Genomic DNA, 19,957 nt, shown 5'->3' with positions numbered 1-19,957 from the left:
AGACCGTGCGGGGCGGGCGTCCCCGCCCCGCACGGGTGGTTCATCAGGTGATCGGGATCGCCGGGCTGAACGCGCGGTTCTGCGCCGGGTTGGTGTTCTTCACCGTGCAGTTGAAGTTCCACGCCGTCCAGGTGCCGTCCTTCTTGTGGAAGTCCAGCGGAGCGTTGATCGTGGTCCCGAGGGAGATCACGCCCGAGCCGGGAGCGCCCGCGGTCAGCGTCGGAACACCGGTGCCGGCGTCCTGGACGATGTTGAACGACCGGGGGCCGGGCACGTACGGGTTGATCTGGGTCGGAACGTCCAGGTTGGTCACCGTCGCCGACGTCGGGGTGGCGTTGGTGGCGGTGATCGGCATGTTGGCCTTGCCGCGGACACCGTCGTAGTTGGCGGCGTTGAGCAGCGCGTTGATGGTCGCGTTGATCGTCGCGGTGCCGCCGACACTCGACGGAGTGGCGGTGCCGCCGGAGGCGACCGAGTCCGGCCCGACGAAGTTCGCCTTCACGTCCAGCTGCTGCTGGCCGATGCCGGGGAAGTTGCACATGTAGGCGACGGTGCCGGTGGCGTAGGTGGTCGCGGCGGCGGCCGTGCCGGCGGTGAGCACGGCGACGGCGCCGAGCACGATGCCGGTGGTGGCGACGCCTGCCGACAGCTTGCCAAGTCTACGGGACATACCTGTCATCTCCTTTGATCCAGTTTACGTCTCGGGCGGCTTTCCCCATGCGCCTTTCGGCGGATTTTTCTGATCAAATATGCTCGACTCGAGCGGCTTTCTCGGTGGTGGGGTAAACCGAGGTTACCCGCGAGTTATGTACGTAACAAGGATTCATGTCGACATGTTTCGAAGTGGGTGAGACGCCCGTTCTTTCTTGTCAGCGGGCGCTGAATGCGATTATGAAGTTTGTCCGTGGATGACAAAGAGGCGGCCGATCGGTGCAGCCGGGTTAACATTCGGCGCATGTCTTCCGAGAATCGACGATCGGCATCACGACGGGTAGCGGGCGTCGCGATTACCGTAATGATCGCAACGGTTTCCCTTTGCGGTACGGCGAGCGCCGCGCAGACCGGCGAAGCGCGGCCATGGGGGAGCAACGACTACGGGCAGGGGACCATACCGGCCGCCGCGCTCGGCGCCAGTGCGGTTTCCGCCGGCGCGATCACCCATCTCGCGCTCAAGGACGGCGGGGTGATCGCCTGGGGGAACGACAGTTACGGCCAGTTGTCGGTTCCGGCGGCGGCCACGTCCGGCGTCTCGGCGATCGCCGCCGGCTGGGCGCACGAACTCGCGCTGAAGAACGGCGGGGTCATCGCCTGGGGCAACGGTTTCTACGGCCAGAACGTCGTGCCGTCGTCCGCGACCTCGGGGGTCACGGCGATCTCCACCAGCGCGTACTTCAACCTGGCGCTCAAAACGAACGGCAGCGTGGTGAGCTGGGGCTCGCGGACCACGGTCCCCGCGTCCGTGTCCTCCGGGGTCACCGCGATCTCGGCGGGCGGCGACCACGGGCTCGCGCTGAAGAACGGCGGCGTGATCGGGTGGGGCAGCAACGGAAAGGGCCAGATCACGGTGCCCGCGGCGGCGACCTCCGGGGTCAGCGCGGTCTCGGCGGGGCTCCGGCACAGCATCGCGCTGAAGAACGGCGGCGTGATCGCGTGGGGCGACAACTTCTACGGCCAGGCCACGGTTCCGCCGGAAGCGCAGTCCGGCGTGGTCGCCATCGACGCGGGCTTCAACCACAACGTCGCGCTGAAGGCCGACGGGAGTGTCTTCGCCTGGGGCAGCAACGTGAAGTCCGAAAGCCGTGACACCAGCACGGAACCGCCGACGGACTTCTGGAAGTTCTCCGGCGTGTGCGCTCCGGTCTACGCCGTTTCCGCCGGTGACAGCACCGGCGTCGCGCTGGTCGACCCCACGGCGCCGTACTTCTGCTGACGTTCCGTGAAGGCCTCCTGGAGGGACCCAGGGTCCCTCAAGGAGGCCTTCACGGACTTGAGTGTCAGGACAGGTTCGACTTCATGCTCAGGTTGATCGTGTTGTCGGGACCGGAGATCAACGCCCCCAGCGCGAGGTCGTTGATGAAGCAGTCCTTGAACTCGGGGATGGTGAAGGTGCCCGAGGACGGGATCGTCTCCGCGAACAGGTCGACGTTCTTCGACACCAGGGTCAGGTCGAGCGGCTTGACCGTCTTGCAGGCGTTCGGCACCGTCGGCAGCGGGATGACCGGCCAGAACAGGCCGACCACGATGTTGTCGATCAGCATGTTCGCCTGTGAGTGGGTGGTCAGGTCGCCGTTGGCCAGCGTGCCGGTGACCGGGCCGGTCGGCTCGATCCGCACGCGGGCCTTGATCTTGAAGACCCCCGAGACCAGCGAGATGTTCGCCGTCGACGGCGGCAGGGCCAGATCGCCGCGGATGCCGACGTTGTCACCGTCGATGACCAGTGCGCCGTTGAGCTGACCGGGGCCGAGGTCGAGGGTGCCGCCGGTCTTCTTGACCGTGGTCTTCCCGGTGACGGTGTAGGAGACCGGGATCTCCACCGGGTCGTCCGCCAGCGCGGGGGTCGCGGCGAGGCTGCCCGCCATGGCGAGCGCGGACGTGAGCGCGACGACCGTGCCGAGACGGCGACGGGCTGTTTTAGGGCGCGTTCGACCGAACATGGGATTCTCCTCGTTTTCTCTCCTGGTTTACAAAGCGGATCACCTGGGGATGAGGTCAGTGATGACCCAATTGTCGCCTTCGCGTTCCGCGGTGATCGAAAGCTGTGCCGCGGCCGCCGTCGAAGAATTGTTGTCGGCCCGGACGGCCGCTTGATCGAGGAATACCAGCAGCCTCGCTTTACCGCCGCCGAGTTCCTGGACGGCGGATGAGGAGACCCGCGTGGTGAGGACCAGTTTCTGTGCCGGAGCCTTTTCCCGGACTTGGGCGAACAGCCGGTTATAGGACTCCAGCGCCTTTCCTCTGAGAACCGCGGCAGCCGCCTTTTCGGTGACGTCGGTCCGGTCGTAGGAATAGGAGAAGATCTTGTCGAGCGCCACCGTCACCGCGGAGTTCACCTCGGCCGTCGCGCCGACGTCGGTGAGCGCGGTGTTGGCCGCCGACGGCGTCGCCGAGATCGACCTCGCCTCCAGCGTGAACCACACCCCGGCCGCCACCAGCACGGCCGCCGCGACCAGCAGGATCAGTGGCAGGTCCGGCCGGCGGGACGGCTTCCGGGCGGCCTCTTCGGTGGTCTCTTCGGCCGTGGTCTCGGGCTCGGTCTCCGCAGTGACATCGGTGTCGGTGTCGGCCGTGGCGGTCATCGCGCACCCACCGGCAGCTGGTCGAGCGCGCTGAGCTTCCAGCCCTCGTCCGTCCTGGTCAGCCCGGCGGCGAAGCGGTTGCGTTTCGTCGTCGGCGCCGCGCCTTCCTTCGCCATCGTGATCTCCACCGATGCCAGCATCTTGGCCGTTCCCGCGTGGTCGTCGAGTTCGCTGATCGCCGCGTCGAGCACCTTGCCCGTCGAGACCGTCGCGTCCTTGGTGAGCGCCTGCCTGGTCGCGTCGTCGGTCTTGCCCACCTGATCGCGCAGCGGGCCGGTCGACGCCGCGAGCCAGTCGGCGATGCCCTGGTCGACCCGGTGATGATCGAGGCTCGTCAGCCGGGCGACGAGTTCGCGTCCGGACTTCAGCGCTTCGTCGCGGGAGTTGCCGTAGGACACGGCCTCGGAAGCCGTCGCGGTGAACCAGGTGTACCCGGCCCATCCCGCGAACGCGCAGGCCGCGGCGAACACCGCGATCGCGATCTTCAGTTTCGCAGCCACAACATCTCCTCGAGGCTGGTGGACGTCGGCTGGCCGTCGGCGCCGAAGCCGCCGGGGATCGCGGCGGGCGGGACGCCGCCCTTCGGCGCGTTCTGCGAGCCGCGGACCGAACTCGCGTCGCCCCTGTCGAGCGTGCACGCGGCACTCGTGTTGAACGGCAGGGCCGAGAGCTCCGCGCTGTTCCGGACCTTCGTGCCCTCGTAGCCCTTGGTGCACGGCATCGGGTCGAAGAAGGTCAGGACCAGCCCGATCTTCCCGGACTCCTCGTCGACGGCCGCGTCCACCGCGGACACCGCCTTCGGGGTGTTGATCAGCAGCTGCCGGAGGCCGTCGGTGCGCGCCGAGAACACGTGCGACGTCGTGAGCAGGTTCGCCAGCAGGATCGGCAGCCCCGGCTCGTTGTCCCGCAGCAGACTGGAAAGCTGTGTCGCCGCGTCGGGCGCCGTCGCGATCAGCCGCCGCAGGTCACCGTCCGAACGGGACAGCTGCTCGGCGAACTGCTTGGCGTTGCCGCTGAACTGCCGCCAGGCCTGCGACGAGTCGACCTGGGTCTTCAGCACGGTCGAGCCGTCGGTGATCAGCTTCTCCGTCTGCGGCAGGTGATCCGACGCCTGTTTGGTGAAGTCGGTGGTGGAGTCCAGCAGCACCTGCAGATTCGCGCCGGAACCGCGCAGGGCGTTGTCGAGTTCGTCGACCACGGTCCGCAGGTCCTCGGTCGGCACCGACGCGGTCAGCGAGTCCAGATCGGTCAGCAGATTCTGCACCGGCAGCGGAACGGTCGTCGCCTCACGCGGGATGACCGAACCCTCGGCGAGGAACGGCCCGTCGCCGGTCCGGGGTTGCAGGTCGACGAACTGCTCGCCGACCGCGGACCGGTTCGCCACGACCGCCCGCGAGTTCGCGGGGATCGGCGGCGCGCCGTCGTCGATCAGCAGATCCGCCTCCATCCCGCCGTCGGTGAGCCGCAGTTCGCCGACCCGGCCGACGGCGACACCCCGGTAGGTCACCTCGCCGTTGGTGAACAGGCCCCCGCCGTCGGTCAGCGCGAGCTTCACGGTGTACCCGCTCGCCCCGAAGAGCCTGCCGAGCCCCGCGTAGTTCGCCCCGACGAACGCCGTCGTCGCCAGGGCGAGGATCACGAACGCGATCACCTGGATCCGGACACGGGTGGTGAGCATCAGCTACCTCCGGAGGACGGCAGCGGCAGGGTCGGGAGCCCCGGCGGGACCCCTTCGCCCGGGGGAGGGAGTTCGACGCCCGGCGCGGGGATCATCGTGGCGTAGACGTTCAGGTAGTCGCCCTTGATCCCGTCGCGGACGGCGTCGGTGAACGGGAACGTCGGCAGGATCTCCAGCGACTTGGGCAGGCTCTCGCCGGCGTCGGCCAGCCGTTTCAGGATCGGTGCGAGCGCGGTGAGGTCCGCGACGAGATCGGCACGGCTCTTCTTGATCACGTCGACGCCGACTCCCGAGAGCCGGTCCAGCGACTGCAGCATCGAGACGAGCTGGGTGCGCTGATCGGAGAGGCTCTGGAGGCCGGGCGTGAGATCGGTGAGCGCGCCTTCGACCTGCTTCTTCCGGTTCGCCAGCGTGGCCGAGAGCTGGTTGAGCCCGTCGAGCGCCGAGGTGATCTCGGAGCGGTGGGAGTCCAGGTTGGACACCAGCTTCTCCACAGTGGACAGGAACGAGCGGATCTCCTCCTCGTTGCCGTCCATCACCTTCGACAGCTCGCGGTTGATGGTCTGGAGCTGACCGATCCCGCCGCCGTTGAGCAGCAGGGACAGCGCGCCGAAGATCTCCTCGAACTCCGGGTTGCGGTTCGTGCTCGAGACGGGGATCACCGCGCCGTGGCCCAGCCTGCCCTCGGCCTTCGCCGCGCTCGGGGCGAGTTCGATGAACTTCTCGCCGAGCAGGCTGGACTGCCGCAGCCGCGCGATGGCGTTGGCGGGCAGGTGGACGTCGCCGTTGACCGCCAGGACGGTCTCGGCCGTCCAGCCGTCCTCGCCGAGCCTGATCGTCTCGACCCGGCCGACCGGGACGTCGCCGACCTTCACCGCGGCCTGCGGGACCAGGTCGAGCACGTCGGCGAACTGCACGGTCACCCGGTACGGATGGTCGCCGATGTCCGCGCCGCCGGGCAGCGGCAGGTCGTAGACGCCCTTGAAATCCGACGAGCAGGCGGTGAGCGCGACGCAGCACGCGGCGAGCGCGGCGATCGCCCGTTTCGTGGCCATCATCGCCCCCCGGTGTAGGTGTCGCCGGCGACGGGCAGCGGGAGCGGGGCGTATTCGAGCATGTTGCCGCGGCTCTGCAGTTTGCCGGTCTTCGGGTCGACGGCTTCGAGCACGTTCGTCACCGCCAGCGGGATCGTGTCGAGGGTCTCGGCCAGCGCGGCCCGTTTGTCGACCAGCGTCCCGGTCGTCACCGCGAGCTTGTCCACATTGGACTTGATCAGCGCGCGGTTCTCCTTGATGAACTGCTGAATCTCCGCGAGCGCACTACCGAGGCCGTTGAGCGCGCGAGCGAGTTCGTCCTTGTTCGCGGCCAGTGTCCCGGTCACCGAGGCGAGCTGCTTGTTGACCTCGCTGACGTTGCGGTCGTTGGTCGCCAGCATCGAGGTGAACCGCTGCAGCTCGTCGACGGTGGCGAACAGGTTCTGCGAGTTCCCGGACAGGGTCCTCGCGAGGTCGGCGAAGTTGCGCACCGACTCGTTGAACGGTTTGCCGTTGCCCTGCAGGTTCTTCGCGCCGGTGCGCAGCAGATCCGAAAGCGCGCCGTCGGCGTTCGCCCCCTTGGGGCCGAGCGCCTTGGCGAGCGTGTCGAGGCTGGAGTAGAGCTGGTCGAGTTCCACCGGGGTGCCGGTGCGCTCGACCGGGATCACCGCGCCGTCGTCCAGCCGGTTTCCCGCGCGGGTGAGCTTGGTGAACTGGACGTATCGGTCCGCCACCACGCTCGGCGCCACGACCAGGACGTTCGTGTCGGCGGCGATCGGTGTCGAGCCGTCTACGGTCAGCACGACCTTGACTCGCTCTCCTTCCGGGGCGACCGATTCCACCTGGCCGACCCGGACGCCGAGCACGCGCACGTCCGATCCACTGTAGACACCGACCGCGCGTGAGAAGTACACGGTGACGCGGTCGAGCCCGCTGCCGGAGAAGATCCACCAGAGCCCGCCGACGACGGCCAGCGCGAGCACGAGCGCGAGGGTGACGAATCTGCTGATCACCGGCGGCCTCCCGGGATCTTCGGGGTGCAGGGGTCCCGGTTCTCCGGGACGAGGCCGCACAGGTAGCCGTCCACCCAGCGCCCGTTGCCGAGCGAGTTGTTCACCACGCGGAAGTACGGCGCGGCGAGGTCGAGGCTCTTGGCGAGATTGTCGTTCTGCCGCTGCAGGATGTCGGTCACCTCTCCGAGCTGTCTGAGCGCTCCGCCGAGCTGGTCCTTGTTGTCCTTCACCAGTCCCGAAAGCTGGGCGGCGAGCTGCTGCGAGCCGGTCAGCAGGTCGTGGATCGCCTGACGGCGGCGGTCCAGTTCGGTCAGCAGGAGATTGCCGTTCGAGAGGAGCTTGGCGAAGTCGTCGTTCGAATTCGTGAGCGTGGTGGTGAGGCCGTGCGCGTTGGACAGCAGGCTGGCGAGCTCGCTGTCCCTGGAGGACACGGTCTTCGACAGCGACGTCAGCCCTTCGAGCGCCTTCTTGATGTGCTCGGGCGAGTTCTTGAACGTGTCGGACAGCGTCGTGAAGCTCTCCGCGAGCTGATCGGTGTCGATCGCGCCAGCGGTGTCAGCCAGCCCGTTGAAGGCCTCGGTGACGTCGTAGGGCGTCACGGTCCTGGTGCGCGGGATGATCTGCTTCGGGTTCTGCACCGTCTCGCCGGTCGGGCGCAGCGCGAGGAACTTCCGGCCCAGCAAGGTCTTGATCTTGATCTCGGCGGCGGTCTTGTCGCCGACCCAGGCGTCCTTGACCCGGAAGCTGACCACCACGTGGTCTTCGGCGAGCCGGACGTCGCTCACCTCGCCGACCTTGATCCCGGCGATGCGGACCTCGTCGTCCTGCTGCAGGCCCGCCGCTTCGGAGAATTCGGCCTGGTAGGTGGTTCCGGAGCCGATGATCGGGAGGTTCTCGTAGTTGAGCGTCGCGGTCAGCACCGCCGCCGCCACGGCACTGCCGACGAGACCGACGACGATCGGGTTCCGTTCCTTGAAGGGTTTCACGACGTGCACCTCTCCGCCGTCGCCGGGATCCCGCGGGGAGGCGTGACCTTGAGGACCGCCGAGCACAGGTAGAAGTTCATCCACGATCCGTAGGAGCTGATCCGTCCCAGTTCGTTCAGCTTCCCCGGGAGGACGGTGAGGAAGTTGTCGACCTCGGCCTTGGCCTCGTCGGTCGTCAGCTGACCGGAGAGCAGGCCGAGGCCTTCGATGCTGTCCTTGAGCGGTTTCCTGCCCTGCTCGAGCAAGCCGGCCGTGGCGGTGGTGAGTTCCGCGAGACCGGAGACGGCTTCCCCGATCTCGGTGCGGTCACCGGCGAGCCCCGTAACCAACTCCTTCAGCGTGGAGACCAAAGTGGACAGCGCGTCGCCCTTGCCGTTGATGCTCTTCAGCACCGTGTCCAGGTTCGTGATCACCTCGCCGATCACCTTGTCGCGGCCGGCGAGCGTGGTGGTCAGCGAACCGGTGTGCGCCAGCAGGCTTTCCACCGTGCCGCCTTCACCCTGCAGCACCTGGACGATCTCGCCGGAGAGCTGGTTGACGTCCTTGGGCGAGAGGGCCTGGAACAGCGGTTTGAAGCCGTTGAACAGTTCCGTGAGATCCAGCGCGGGTGTCGTGCGTTCCAGCGGGATCTCCGCGCCGGGCTCCAGGAGTTCGCGCGTGCCCTTGCCGCGTTCGAGCGCGATGTAGCGCTGGCCGACCATGTTGCGGTACTTGATCACCGCGGTGACGTCGGCGGGCAGCCTGCGCTGCGAGTCGAGGGAGAATTCGACGCGGGCCAGGCTGTGGTCGGCGATCTCGAGTGCCTCGATCTGGCCGACCCGCACCCCGGAGATCCGGACGTCGTCGCCGACGTTCAGCGAAGTCGCGTCGAGGAATTTGGCGCTGTAGTTCTTGGTGTCGCCGAGGCCGGTGTTCGTGATGGACACCGCCAGCAGCACCGTCGCCAGCGTCGTGACGACGACGAAAATCAGCCCCTTGATCAGGGGGCTCACGAAGTTCCTCATCGCAGGGTCACCTCCGTGCCGCGGTAGAGCGGGCCGACGAGCACGCTGCCCCAGGCGGGTACCTCGGCCGTCGGGACGCCCATGGACGGCGCGACCAGCGTGGAGATCAGTTCCCGTTCCTGCGGCGAGTTCGGCAGCCCGAGATCGCCCTGCACGCCCGGCAGCGCGGCGGTCTTCTCACCGGTCGCCGCGATCCCTTGGCCGATCAGCCCGTTCGACGGATAGCAGCGTGGTTCACCGGAGGCGTTGTAGACCGGATCGTCCTTGCCCGGGACGTATTTGCCGCGAGGCTGGGTCACGACGATCTCCGCGTGCAGGCCGGGTTCGTCGGTTCCGGCGCCCAGCACCTTGTCCATCTGCGGTTTCAGTTTGGCGAGCGCGTCGAGCGTGCAGGCGAAACTGGGCGAGTACTTCGCGGCGACCTCCAGCGGTGCGCGGCTGTCTGCGGCGAGCGCGATGATGTTGGCGCGGTTGTTGGCGAGGAACGCCGTGACCTGCTGGGACGACGACGTCACCTGCTGGTACACCGACGCCAGCTCGGCCCGCTTCTCCTTGACCGTGTCGAGGGTGACGGCCGAGGCGCTCAGCGCGTCGAGCAGGTCCGGCGCGATGTCCCCGTACAGCTTCGAAACCGTGGCGAGGTCGCGGATGTTGTCGTTCAGCGCCGGGAGGTTCGGGTTGAACTCCTTGAGATACGCGGCCGCGGTGGCGAGCGTGTCGCCGATCTGGTCGCCACGGCCTTCCAGCGCGGTGGCGACCGTGGTCAGCGTCGTCGCGAGCTTCTGCGGCTGCACGGCCTTGAGCAGCGGCAACAGATTGTCGAAGACGCGTTCCAGCTCGATCGCGTTGGCTGACCGGTCCTGGGTGATGACGTCACCCGAACTCAAGGGTTCGGCCTTCGGTCCGTCCGGAATGGACAATTGCACGTAGCGTTCGCCGAACAGCGTCTTCGGCACGAGCAACGCGGACACGTTCTTCGGCAGCTGGGAGACCTTCCCGGGCTCCATGGCCAGGTCGATCTCCGCGCCGCCCGGCGTGGCGCGGACGTCGCGGATCTCACCGACCACCACGCCGCGCGCCTTGACCTGCCCGCCGGTGCGCAGCTGGTTGCCGACCCGGTCCGCCTGCAGTGTCACCGGCACGGAGTCGACGAAATCCTTGCGGTAGATCTTGATCGACAGCAGCACGAGGGCGGACATCACCACGAGGAACAGCACCCCGGCCGTCCTGACCCCGGCTTTGCGCAGCCCGCGCCGGCTCATCCGGCCACCTGCACCGTCGTGGTCGCGCCCCAGATCGCGAGGCTGAGGAAGAAGTCGAGCACGCTGACCGCCACGATCGCGGTCCGCACGCCGCGGCCGACCGCGACGCCGACGCCCGCCGGGCCGCCGCTCGCGCGGAAGCCGTAGTAGCAGTGGGCGAGCACGATCACGACACTGAACACCAGCACCTTGCCGAACGACCAGAGCACGTCGCCGGGCGGCAGGAACAGCAGGAAGTAGTGGTCGTAGGTGCCCGCGGACTGGCCGTAGAACCAGACGGTGATCTGACGTGACGCGAGGTACGAGGTCAGCAGGCCGATCGCGTACAACGGGATGACCGCGAGGAAGCCCGCGATGATCCGGGTGGTCACCAGGTACGGGACGCTGGGGATGCCCATCACTTCGAGCGCGTCGATCTCCTCGGAGATGCGCATCGCGCCCAGCTGCGCGGTGAACCCGCAGCCGACGGTCGCCGACAAGGCGAGCCCGGCCACGAGCGGCGCGATCTCGCGGGTGTTGAAGTACGCGGAGACGAACCCGGCGAACGCCGACGTCCCGACCTGGTTGAGCGCCGAATACCCCTGGAGGCCGACGACCGTGCCGGTGAACACGGTCATCCCGATCATCACGCCGATCGTGCCGCCGATGACCGCGAGCGCGCCGCTGCCGAAACTGACCTCGGCCAGCAGGCGGGTGATCTCCCGGAGATAGCGGCGCACCGCGCGCGGAACCCAGGCGAGTGCCTTGAGGAAGAAGAGGATCTGGTCGCCGAGCGTGTCCAGGAACCCGAACCGGCGGTCGACGGCTTCGCGGACCCGCGCCGTTCGGGTGGGTGTCGTCGTGACCATCAGCTGCCCTTCGCCGGGACGAGCTGCAGGTAAAGCGTCGTCAGCACGAGGTTCAACAGGAACAGGAGGAGGAACGTGATGACCACGGATTGGTTCACCGCGTCACCGACGCCTTTCGGGCCGCCTTTCGGATTGAGCCCGCGATAAGAGGCGACGATCGCCGCGACGAAACCGAAGATGACCGCTTTGATCTCGCTGATCCAGAGGTCCGGAAGCTGCGCGAGAGCGGAGAAACTGGCCAGATACGCACCCGGTGTCCCGTTCTGCATGATGACGTTGAAGAAATAACCGCCGAGGACGCCGACCACGCTGACCATTCCGTTGAGGAATGCGGCGACCCCCATCGCGGCGAGCACACGCGGCACGATCAGGCGCTGGACGGGGGAGACCCCGAGCACCTCCATCGCGTCGATCTCCTCGCGGATCGTGCGGGACCCGAGGTCCGCGCACATCGCCGAACCGCCCGCGCCCGCGATCAGCAACGCCGTCACGATCGGGCTGGCCTGCTGGATGATCGCCAGCACACTGGCGGCGCCGGTGAAGGATTGCGCGCCGATCTGCGCGGTCAGCGACCCGATGTGCAGCGCGATCACCGCGCCGAACGGGATCGCGACCAGCGCCGTCGGCAGGATCGACACACTCGCGATGAACCAGAACTGCTGGATCAGTTCGCGTGCCTGGAAGGGCCGCCGGAAACTCAGGCGGACGACGTCGAGGCCGAGCGAATAGAGCCTTCCGGTCTCCCGGATCGCACCCGCGCCGGGGAATGAGGGTGCGCCAGTCCGGACGCCCACGCCGACCCTCCCGTTTTCCGGGCACGGCGAATACACCCCAGCTTGCGCAATTCCTTTGCTCCGAATGGCGGAACGGAATCGTTGAATGGGATCAACGGGGTGTTACCGTGCTGTTTGCTACTGGTCGGTACGCTAATCACGCGCCTGCCTGGTGACAAGAACTTCGGTGTGATCAAGACGTCACGTCCTGGTAACCGGTGAATTCTTGTCTTTTTCTGACAAAGGCGGGCGGGGATCTTGTCGGTTCTTTCGTGTTCGGTGGGGCGTTGGTCCGTTCGGGGCGCGGGGTGGGTGAGTGCGCTTGTCCGTGAAGGCCTCCTTGAGGGACCCAGGGTCCCTCAAGGAGGCCTTCACGGAACGGCTGACCTCTACAGGCTCTGAAGCCGGTCGGTCACATGTCATGAAAGGGCCGTTCAGGACATCTTTCGTCCTGAACGGCCCTTTCATGACAGCGGCGGCAGCGGGCAGGCGAGACCGCCCGGCGTCAGCGCGCCAGTTCGGCGACCAGCTCGTACGACCGCACCCGGTCCGCCTGGTCGTGCACCATCGTCGTGATCATCAGCTCGTCGGCCCCCGTGTCCGCCAGCAAGGTCTCCAGTCCCTTGTGGACCGTCTCGGGCGAACCGATGACACTGCTCGAAGCCCGGTCCTCGATGAACACGCGCTCGATGTCGGTGTACGGGTACGCCGCGGCCTCCTCCGGCGTCGGCAGCGGGATGGGACGGCCCTTGCGCAGGCTCAGGAACGTCAGGCCGCTGGGAGCGGCGAGGTACTGGGCGCGCTCGTCGGTTTCGGCGGCGACCACGGAGACGCCGAGCATCACGTACGGCTCGTCGAGGACGTCCGACGGTTTGAACGCGTCGCGGTAGAGCGCCACGGCGGGCAGCGTGTTCTCGGCGCTGAAGTGGTGCGCGAACGAGAACGGCAGGCCCAGTTCGCCCGCCATCCGCGCGCTGAATCCGCTCGAACCGAGCAGCCAGACCGGCGGCTTGTTGCCCTCGGCGGTCACGGCGTTGACGGCGCGCTGGTCGGAGTGCTCGAAGTAGGCCAGCAGTTCCGCGAACTGCTGCGGGAAGTTCTCCGCGCTGAGCCCGCCGGGGCCGCGCAGCGCGAGCGCGGTCCGCTGGTCGGTGCCCGGGGCGCGCCCGATGCCGAGGTCGATCCGGCCGGGGTGGAACGCCTCCAGGGTGCCGAACTGCTCGGCCACCACCAGCGGCGCGTGGTTCGGCAGCATGACCCCGCCGGAGCCGACCCGGATACGTTCGGTGGCGGCCGCGACCTGGCCGATCATCACGGCGGTCGCCGAACTTGCGATACCGGGCATGTTGTGGTGCTCGGCGAGCCAGTACCGGTGATAGCCGAGGGCCTCGGTCCGGCGGGCGAGGTCGAGGGTGTTGCGCAGCGAATCGGCCACACCGCCTCCGGCCACGACGGGCGAGAGGTCGAGCACGGACAGCGGGATGTCAGGCAAAGAGGTCACGCCCCGGTACAACGCGGTGGGACCCCGATCCCTTCCCGCGCCTGTCGATCGATCGAAATTAACCACCTCGATGTACCCGGTACTCGGCGGAGTTCCCCCGTTTCCACGGTACGGTTGCCCCCGAATGCGAGGGTGGGAAAACCACTGAAAAGAAAGGATTTAGGGTGCCGCGTCCGGAGCGACCTTTGGACCCCGGGGACGATCCGTTGCTGGAGTTCGCCGCCGATCTCCGGCGTTTGCGGGAGAAGGCCGGAAACCCGACGTACCGCGAGCTGGGCAGGCGTGCCCACTACTCCGCGGGAACCCTCTCCGAAGCCGCCGGCGGGAAGAAGATGCCCAGCTTGGCGGTGACGTTGGCCTATGTCCGGGCGTGCGACGGCCCCGAGGAGGAGTGGGAGGCCCGATGGCACGACGTGACCGAGCGAACGCGCGGCGGAGTCCATGATTCACCGGTTGCCCCGCTGAATGGGGAATCGGCACCTTATATCGGCCTGACCGCATTCGGACCGGACGACGCGAGCCGATTCTTCGGTCGCGAACGACTTGTCGGAAAACTCGTCGCGAGGCTTTCGGATCAACGATTCTTGGCGGTTCTGGGAGCCTCCGGTTCCGGTAAGTCGTCGTTGCTCCGGGCGGGCCTGCTCCCCGCGCTCGCCGAGGTCTCCGTGACCATGCTGATGACCCCGGGGTCGCGGCCGCTGCAGGAGTGCGCCGTCCAGTTCGGCGCCGCGCTCGGGCTCGCGCCGGGCGGGCTGCTCGCCGAACTCACCGAGCATCCGCGCAACCTCGGCCTGGCCGCCCGTCAGCTGGTCGCCGACCGCGAGGGCGACGTCGTGCTGGTCGTCGACCAGTTCGAAGAGGTCTTCACGCTCTGCCAGGACGCCGACGAGCGGGCCGCCTTCCTGTCGGCGCTGGTCACCGCGACGACCGAGCCGGAGAGCCGGACGAGGGTCGTCCTCGGCATCCGCACCGACTTCTACACGCACTGCGCGCGGCATCCCGAGCTGGTCGAAGCCATGCAGGACGCGCAGGTCCTCGTCGGCCCGATGAGCACCGAGGAGCTGCGTCAGGCCATTTCGCGGCCGGCGATCGACGCCGGGTACCGCGTCGAGAACGCGCTGGTCTCGCGGCTCGTCGCCGACGCGACGGGGCAGCCCGGCGTGCTGCCGCTGCTTTCGCACGCCCTGCTGGAGACCTGGCGCCGCCGTCACGGCAACACCCTCACCCTCACCGGCTACGAGTCCACCGGCGGGATCGAACGGTCGGTCGCCCAGACCTCCGAGCACACCTTCACCGCGCTGAGCGAACATCAGCAGCGGCTGGCGAACCAGATCTTCCTGCGGATGACCGCGCTCGGCGAAGGCACCGAAGACACCAAACGCCGCATCACCCGCGACGAGGTGGACGCCGACGACCCGGACGTCGCCGTCGTGCTGGACAGGCTGGCGTCTTCGCGGCTGGTCACCCTCGACGACAACGGCATCGAGATCGCGCACGAGGCGCTGATCCGGGGCTGGCCGCGCCTGCGCGAATGGCTCGCCGAGGATCGTGAGGGCCTGCGTGTGCACCGCCAGCTCACCGAGGCGACCGAGGCGTGGGAATCGGTCGGCCGCGACGAAGGCTGGCTCTACCGCGGCGCGCGGCTGTCCATCGCCAGGGATTGGGCGGGGGAGCACGAGAGCGCGCTTTCCCAGCGTGAACGCCGGTTCCTGGAGGCGAGCGCGGCGATCGAGAACCACGAGCAGGTCGTCGCGCGGCGCCGCACCCGGCGCCTGCGCCAGCTGGTCGCGCTCCTGGCCGTCCTGCTGGTGCTGGCGACGGCCGCGATGGTCTATGCCGTCCGCGCCGAGCAGACCGCGACCGCCCAGCGCAACAGCGCGCTCGCACAGAAGGTCGCCGGGCAGGCCATCGAAATGCGGACGACGAATCCGGCGCTGGCCGCGCAGCTCGCGCTGGCGGCGTACCGCGTCGATCCGAGCGTCGACACCCGCGGCAGCGTGCTCGGGATGTTCGAGTCGCCGTACTCGACCCGCGTCCGCGGACACGGCCACCGCGTCAACGCGACCGCCCTGCGCGGCGACGGCCAGGTGATGGTGACCGGCAGCTGGGACCAGACGGCCAAGCTGTGGGACATCAAGGATCCCCACCGCCCGAGCGAGCTGGCCACGCTGACCGGCCACACCGGCAACGTCAACTCGGTGTCCTTCAGCGCCGACGGCGGCGCGGTCGCGACGGCGGGCTGGGACAAGACCGCGCGGGTGTGGAATGTCGCCGATCCGGCGAAACCCGGGCCGGGCGTGCTGGTCGGGGAGCATCCGGGCCGGGTCAACGCGGTGGCGTTCAGCCCGAAGGCGGCGGTGCTCGCCACCGCGGACGGCGAAGGCACGGTGCGCCTGTTCGACGTCCGCGACCTCGCGAAACCGGTGCTGACGGCCACGCTCACCGGGCACACCGGCAACGTCAACGGGCTCGCCTATGCCCCCGACGGGCGGACGCTCGTCTCGACCGGCGCCGACAAGACCGCGCGGCTGTGGGACGTCGCCGATCCGCTCCAGGCCAAGCCGCTCGGGGTGGTGAACGGGCACACCGCCGGCGTCCACTCCGCGGCGTTCAGCCCGGACGGGCGGACGCTCGCCACCGCGAGCATCGACCAGACCGCGCGCCTGTGGAACATCGCCGATCCCATGGCGCCGTCACCGCTGGGGACGATGACCGCGCACAAGTCCATCGTGCGGTCCGTGGCGTTCAGCCCCGACGGGACGACGCTGGCCACGACGGGTTTCGACCGCGCCGCGCGGCTGTGGGACATCACCGATCCGGCGAAGCCGCGCGAGAAACCGGCGCTCGTCGGGCATACCGCGGCCGTGGTCTGGGCGGTGTTCTCCCCGGACGGCCGCACACTGGTGACCGCGAGCGACGACCAGACGGTGCGGATGTGGGATCTGCCGGGGCCGGCGATCAGTGGCCCGGCGAGGTCGGCCTGCCGGGCGGTGTTCAGCGCCGGCGGGGAGCTGCTGGCCACCGGCAGCCAGGACGGCGTGGTGCGCCTGGTCGACGTGTCCGACACGCGGAACCCGCGTGAGCTGAGCAAGATCACCGGCTTCGGCCAGGGTGTCTGCGGTCTCGCGTTCAGTCCGGACGGCCGGGCGCTCGCCGCCGGCTCCTGGGACCACACGATGCGGCTGATCGACGTCACCGATCCGCGCAAGCCGGTCGACGCGGGCGTCTTCTACCGCCCGGCGGACGAGATCGACCCCGTCGCGTTCAGTCCGGACGGCCGGACGCTCGCGACCGCGGGTTCCGGGCACACGATGAAGCTGTGGGACGTGGCCGACATCCGGCGGCCCGTCGAACTCGCGACCCTCACCGGGCACGAGGACGACGTCCACTCGCTCGCGTTCAGCCCGGACGGCCGCACCCTGCTCAGCGGGGGCTGGGATCACACCGCTCGGCTGTGGGACGTCTCGATGCCGAAGGCGCCGAAGCAGCTTTCGGTACTGAAAGGACACTCCGACACGGTGTTCTCGGTGGCCTACAGCCCGGACGGGAAACTCGCCGCCACCGGAAGCGCCGACCGCACGGCCCGGCTCTGGGACGTGACGGATCCGGCGGCACCCCGGGAGGCCGCGCTGCTGGCGGGGCACACCGACAACGTCATCTCGGTCGCGTTCAGCGGCGACAGGAAGACCTTCTCGACCGGCAGCTACGACCGGTCCGTGCGACTATGGGACGTCTCCGATCCGGGATCCGTCCGTGAATCGGCGAACCTGACCGACGACGTCGACCGGGTCAACGCCGTGGCGTTCGCCCCCGATGGGCACACGCTGGCGGGCGCGGTCGCGGACGGCAGCGTGCGGTTGTGGGAGACCAGCCCCGAGCGGGCGGCCGAACGCATCTGCGCGACGGTGTACCCGCGGATCACGGCGGGCGAGTGGGAACAACACCTGCCGGGGCTCGATTACCAGCCTCCGTGCCCGTGACCACGGCCGATTCGTTGTTCGGCGTTGTTGTTCGGTGAAATCGCCGTGACACCGAACAACGAAGAGGCGCTAGAAATACCCCTGGACGTGCGATGCGTCCCCACATCGTTCACTCACCGGGGGTCTGAAGGGCTCCTTCAGGGCATTCACCAGTGTCCTGAAGGAGCCCTTCAGCTTTTTTCGCCCGCGTTTCGTCCTCTGGATGCGGTAGTTGCACGCGCAAGCACCGCGAGTCGCGCGCTCAATCACGCGAGTTGCGCGCTCAATCACGCGTGTCGTCCATCTGATCACGTGTGTCGTCCGTCCAAACACGCGCGTCGTCCGTCGAAACACGCCGAACTCACGTGACCGAACTCCGCACTCGCGTGATCGGGGGCGTAACTCACGTGATTGGGAGGCGAACTCACGTGATCAGATGGACGACACGCGTGATCAGGCGGCCGGGATCCAGTCGGGGTTGGACGCCAGGACGGTCAGCTGCTGGGTCGCGCGGGTCAGCGCGACGTACAGCACCCGGCGGCCGGTGGTCGACTCGGTGATGAGGTCGTTCGGCTCCACCAGCACGACGGCGTCGTACTCGAGCCCCTTGGAGTCGAGGCTGCCGACGACCTTCAGCCGCTCGTCCGAAAGCCCTTCGAGCCAGCCCTCGACCTCGGGCACCCGGTCCATGGCGGTGATCACGCCGACGGTGCCTTCGACGGCCCCCATCAGTTCCTTCACCGCGGCCTGCGTCGCCGCCTCCAGTCCGGACGCCTCGACGGGCCGGACCTCCGGGGTGATGCCGGTCTGCCGCACCGCGCGCGGAAGCTCGTCGGCCTCCGCGTGCCCCGCGACGACCTTCGCGGCCAGATCGAAGATCTCCGCCGAGTTCCGGTAGTTGGTGCGCAGGGTGAACCGGCGCCGGGTCGTCTTGAGCCCGAACGCCTGGTCCCGCGCCATCGCGGCCTCGGCCGGATCCGGCCACGAACTCTGCACCGGGTCGCCGACCACGGTCCAGCTCGCGTACTTCCCGCGCCGTCCGACCATCCGCCACTGCATCGGCGAGAGGTCCTGCGACTCGTCGACGACCACGTGCGAGTACTCGTCGTAGTGCTCGGGCCGGGTGGGGGCGCCACCGCGCTCCGGGTTGACCTCGATGTTCTGGCGGGCCCGGCGGCTCTTCGGCGGCGTGCCGATGAGGACGCGGAGCTCGTCGAGGAGCGCGACGTCCGCGATGGTCCAGCCGCGCGAGCGGTCGGCGAAGTCGGCCGCGAGCATGCTGATCTCGTTGCGGTTGAGCAGGCCCTTCGCCGCGGAGGCGAGCCGCTTCTCGGTGCCGAGCCAGCGCAGGATCTGCGCCGGGTACAGGATCGGCCACCAGACCACGAGGAACCGGTGGAACTCGATGCGCTCGCCGAGCTCGGTGATCAGCTCGGCCTTGTCGATCTGACGGCCGTCGTCCTTCGCGTGCTGCTCGGCCTTCGCGGCGAGTGCGTCGAGCAGGAGTTCGGCGGCGCGGATCCGCGACCGGTTCGGCGGCCCGCCCGCGGTGTGCACCTTGCGGCGCACCTTGTCGAGCTCGCGCGCGTTAAGCCGCAGCACCTCGCCGCGGTACACGATCTTCATGTCCTCGGGCGCGTCTTCCGGCGTGTCCCGCAGCGCGCGCAGCAGGATCTTCCGCATCCGCAGCGAACCCTTGATCGCCGCCAGTGGAGCCGGGTCCTGCCGGGTCGCTTCGAGGCCGTCGAGGACCTCGCCGAGCGCGCGCAGTTCGACGTTCGTCTCACCCATCGACGGCAGCACCCGCGAGATGTAGCTGGTGAACACGCCGGACGGGCCGATCACCAGCACACCCGCGCCGCCGAGCTGACGGCGGTGGCGGTAGAGCAGGTACGCCGCGCGGTGCAGGGCGACCGCGGTCTTGCCGGTGCCGGGACCGCCGGTGATCTCGGTGACACCGCGCCAGGGCGCGCGGATGACCTCGTCCTGTTCCTTCTGGATGGTGGCGACGATGTCCCGCATCTTCTCGCCGCGCGACCGGCCGAGCGCGGCCATCAGCGCGCCTTCGCCGACGATCCGCATGTTCTCGGGGACCGCGTCGGCGATCAGGACGTCGTCGTCGACGTCGAGCACGGTCTGGCCGGAGCACCGGATCACCCGGCGCCGGACGACGTCCATCGGCTCCTCGGCCGTCGCCTGGTAGAACGCCGCGGCCGCGGGCGCGCGCCAGTCGGTGACGAGGTTGTCGAACTCGGCGTCGCGGATGCCGAGACGGCCGACGTAGATGTGGTCGTTGTCGAGGTGGTCGAGCCTGCCGAAGACCAGGCCCTCGTACTCCGCGTCGAGGGTCTGGAGGGTCTGATTGGCGTGGTACACCATCATGTCCCGCTCGAACAGCATGGACGCCTGCTCGAAAATGGCCTCCCGCCCGGCGCCATGGCCGATCTCGTAGCCCTTGGTACGCATGGCCTCAGCCTGGGCTCGCAGCTCGGCGAGCCGGGTGTAGACGGTGTCCACATGGGCTTGCTCGATGGCGATCTCGGCCCGTCTGACCCGAGGTTCGGACACGCAACGCTCCTAAACGCTTCTATCGCCTCCGAGGG

At 68.5% G+C, this 19,957-nt stretch carries 16 protein-coding genes; 2 read left to right on the top strand and 14 right to left on the bottom strand.

All coding sequences use genetic code 11. The features are described 5' to 3' along the window. Positions 1-43 precede the first annotated feature (43 nt). Positions 44-670, bottom strand: a complete 627-nt coding sequence (locus AB8M46_RS01645; RefSeq protein WP_037342104.1) for a DUF6801 domain-containing protein — start codon at positions 668-670, stop codon at positions 44-46. Positions 671-1,015: 345 nt separating this feature from the next. Here AB8M46_RS01645 and AB8M46_RS01640 point away from each other — a divergent pair, with 345 nt between their 5' ends. Continuing rightward, positions 1,016-1,930, top strand: a complete 915-nt coding sequence (locus AB8M46_RS01640; protein WP_125736780.1) for a hypothetical protein — start codon at positions 1,016-1,018, stop codon at positions 1,928-1,930. A 64-nt stretch (positions 1,931-1,994) separates the two neighbouring features. On the opposite strand, the gene AB8M46_RS01635 is transcribed toward AB8M46_RS01640, so the two are convergent. The 12 genes from AB8M46_RS01635 to AB8M46_RS01580 form a co-directional block, all read right to left on the bottom strand. After that, positions 1,995-2,654, bottom strand: a complete 660-nt coding sequence (locus tag AB8M46_RS01635; protein WP_394359345.1) for a hypothetical protein — start codon at positions 2,652-2,654, stop codon at positions 1,995-1,997. Positions 2,655-2,693: 39 nt separating this feature from the next. Next, entirely contained in the window at positions 2,694-3,296 is a 603-nt protein-coding gene (locus tag AB8M46_RS01630; protein WP_394359344.1) for a hypothetical protein, read from the bottom strand. After that, entirely contained in the window at positions 3,293-3,796 is a 504-nt protein-coding gene (locus AB8M46_RS01625; protein WP_394359343.1) for a hypothetical protein, read from the bottom strand. The genes AB8M46_RS01630 and AB8M46_RS01625 overlap by 4 nt, the downstream gene beginning before the upstream one ends. Beyond that, a complete protein-coding gene (locus AB8M46_RS01620) occupies positions 3,781-4,974 on the bottom strand; it encodes an MCE family protein (RefSeq protein WP_394359342.1) in 1,194 nt (397 codons plus the stop codon). The genes AB8M46_RS01625 and AB8M46_RS01620 overlap by 16 nt, the downstream gene beginning before the upstream one ends. Continuing rightward, positions 4,974-6,029 carry an MCE family protein gene (locus AB8M46_RS01615; protein ID WP_073849163.1) on the bottom strand — a complete coding sequence of 352 codons (1,056 nt, stop codon included), beginning with the start codon at positions 6,027-6,029 and terminating at the stop codon, positions 4,974-4,976. Before AB8M46_RS01615 ends, AB8M46_RS01620 begins: the two co-directional genes overlap by 1 nt. Beyond that, positions 6,029-7,021 carry an MCE family protein gene (locus AB8M46_RS01610; protein WP_037342113.1) on the bottom strand — a complete coding sequence of 331 codons (993 nt, stop codon included), beginning with the start codon at positions 7,019-7,021 and terminating at the stop codon, positions 6,029-6,031. Before AB8M46_RS01610 ends, AB8M46_RS01615 begins: the two co-directional genes overlap by 1 nt. After that, positions 7,018-8,007, bottom strand: a complete 990-nt coding sequence (locus AB8M46_RS01605; protein ID WP_394359341.1) for an MCE family protein — start codon at positions 8,005-8,007, stop codon at positions 7,018-7,020. The genes AB8M46_RS01610 and AB8M46_RS01605 overlap by 4 nt, the downstream gene beginning before the upstream one ends. After that, positions 8,004-9,011 (bottom strand): MCE family protein, encoded by a 1,008-nt coding sequence (locus AB8M46_RS01600; protein ID WP_037342114.1) that lies wholly within the window; start codon positions 9,009-9,011, stop codon positions 8,004-8,006. Before AB8M46_RS01600 ends, AB8M46_RS01605 begins: the two co-directional genes overlap by 4 nt. Then, positions 9,008-10,273: an MCE family protein gene (locus AB8M46_RS01595; RefSeq protein WP_394359340.1), complete on the bottom strand. Its 1,266-nt coding sequence runs from the start codon at positions 10,271-10,273 to the stop codon at positions 9,008-9,010. Before AB8M46_RS01595 ends, AB8M46_RS01600 begins: the two co-directional genes overlap by 4 nt. Then, complete coding sequence (locus tag AB8M46_RS01590) at positions 10,270-11,121, bottom strand: ABC transporter permease (protein ID WP_037342116.1); 852 nt, start codon at positions 11,119-11,121, stop codon at positions 10,270-10,272. Before AB8M46_RS01590 ends, AB8M46_RS01595 begins: the two co-directional genes overlap by 4 nt. Then, positions 11,121-11,915 (bottom strand): ABC transporter permease, encoded by a 795-nt coding sequence (locus AB8M46_RS01585; RefSeq protein ID WP_037342604.1) that lies wholly within the window; start codon positions 11,913-11,915, stop codon positions 11,121-11,123. Before AB8M46_RS01585 ends, AB8M46_RS01590 begins: the two co-directional genes overlap by 1 nt. A gap of 484 nt (positions 11,916-12,399) precedes the next feature. Beyond that, on the bottom strand, positions 12,400-13,395 hold the full coding sequence (locus tag AB8M46_RS01580) for an LLM class flavin-dependent oxidoreductase (RefSeq protein ID WP_172843578.1): 996 nt from the start codon (positions 13,393-13,395) through the stop codon (positions 12,400-12,402). A 185-nt stretch (positions 13,396-13,580) separates the two neighbouring features. Here AB8M46_RS01580 and AB8M46_RS01575 point away from each other — a divergent pair, with 185 nt between their 5' ends. Beyond that, complete coding sequence (locus AB8M46_RS01575; RefSeq protein WP_394360830.1) at positions 13,581-17,375, top strand: helix-turn-helix domain-containing protein; 3,795 nt, start codon at positions 13,581-13,583, stop codon at positions 17,373-17,375. A 432-nt stretch (positions 17,376-17,807) separates the two neighbouring features. Here AB8M46_RS01575 and AB8M46_RS01570 read toward each other — a convergent pair whose 3' ends face one another. Then, positions 17,808-19,922 carry a HelD family protein gene (locus AB8M46_RS01570; RefSeq protein ID WP_394359339.1) on the bottom strand — a complete coding sequence of 705 codons (2,115 nt, stop codon included), beginning with the start codon at positions 19,920-19,922 and terminating at the stop codon, positions 17,808-17,810. Positions 19,923-19,957: the final 35 nt, after the last annotated feature.

Origin of the sequence: Amycolatopsis sp. SB7-3 (assembly GCF_041021335.1) — a bacterium.
Taxonomy (GTDB): Bacteria; Actinomycetota; Actinomycetes; order Mycobacteriales; family Pseudonocardiaceae; genus Amycolatopsis; species Amycolatopsis japonica.
The sequence above is the reverse complement of the archived record's forward strand: the minus strand, read 5'-3'. Positions and strand labels throughout refer to the sequence as shown.

Bases quoted from the DNA above. Each gene is read 5' to 3' on its own strand.
- AB8M46_RS01615 (WP_073849163.1), bottom strand. From the start codon at position 6,029: ATGGCCACGAAACGGGCGATCGCCGCGCTCGCCGCGTGCTGCGTCGCG.
- AB8M46_RS01635 (WP_394359345.1), bottom strand. From the start codon at position 2,654: ATGTTCGGTCGAACGCGCCCTAAAACAGCCCGTCGCCGTCTCGGCACG.
- AB8M46_RS01630 (WP_394359344.1), bottom strand. From the start codon at position 3,296: ATGACCGCCACGGCCGACACCGACACCGATGTCACTGCGGAGACCGAG.
- AB8M46_RS01600 (WP_037342114.1), bottom strand. From the start codon at position 9,011: ATGAGGAACTTCGTGAGCCCCCTGATCAAGGGGCTGATTTTCGTCGTC.
- AB8M46_RS01640 (WP_125736780.1), top strand. From the start codon at position 1,016: ATGATCGCAACGGTTTCCCTTTGCGGTACGGCGAGCGCCGCGCAGACC.
- AB8M46_RS01620 (WP_394359342.1), bottom strand. From the start codon at position 4,974: ATGCTCACCACCCGTGTCCGGATCCAGGTGATCGCGTTCGTGATCCTC.
- AB8M46_RS01590 (WP_037342116.1), bottom strand. From the start codon at position 11,121: ATGGTCACGACGACACCCACCCGAACGGCGCGGGTCCGCGAAGCCGTC.
- AB8M46_RS01595 (WP_394359340.1), bottom strand. From the start codon at position 10,273: ATGAGCCGGCGCGGGCTGCGCAAAGCCGGGGTCAGGACGGCCGGGGTG.
- AB8M46_RS01645 (WP_037342104.1), bottom strand. From the start codon at position 670: ATGTCCCGTAGACTTGGCAAGCTGTCGGCAGGCGTCGCCACCACCGGC.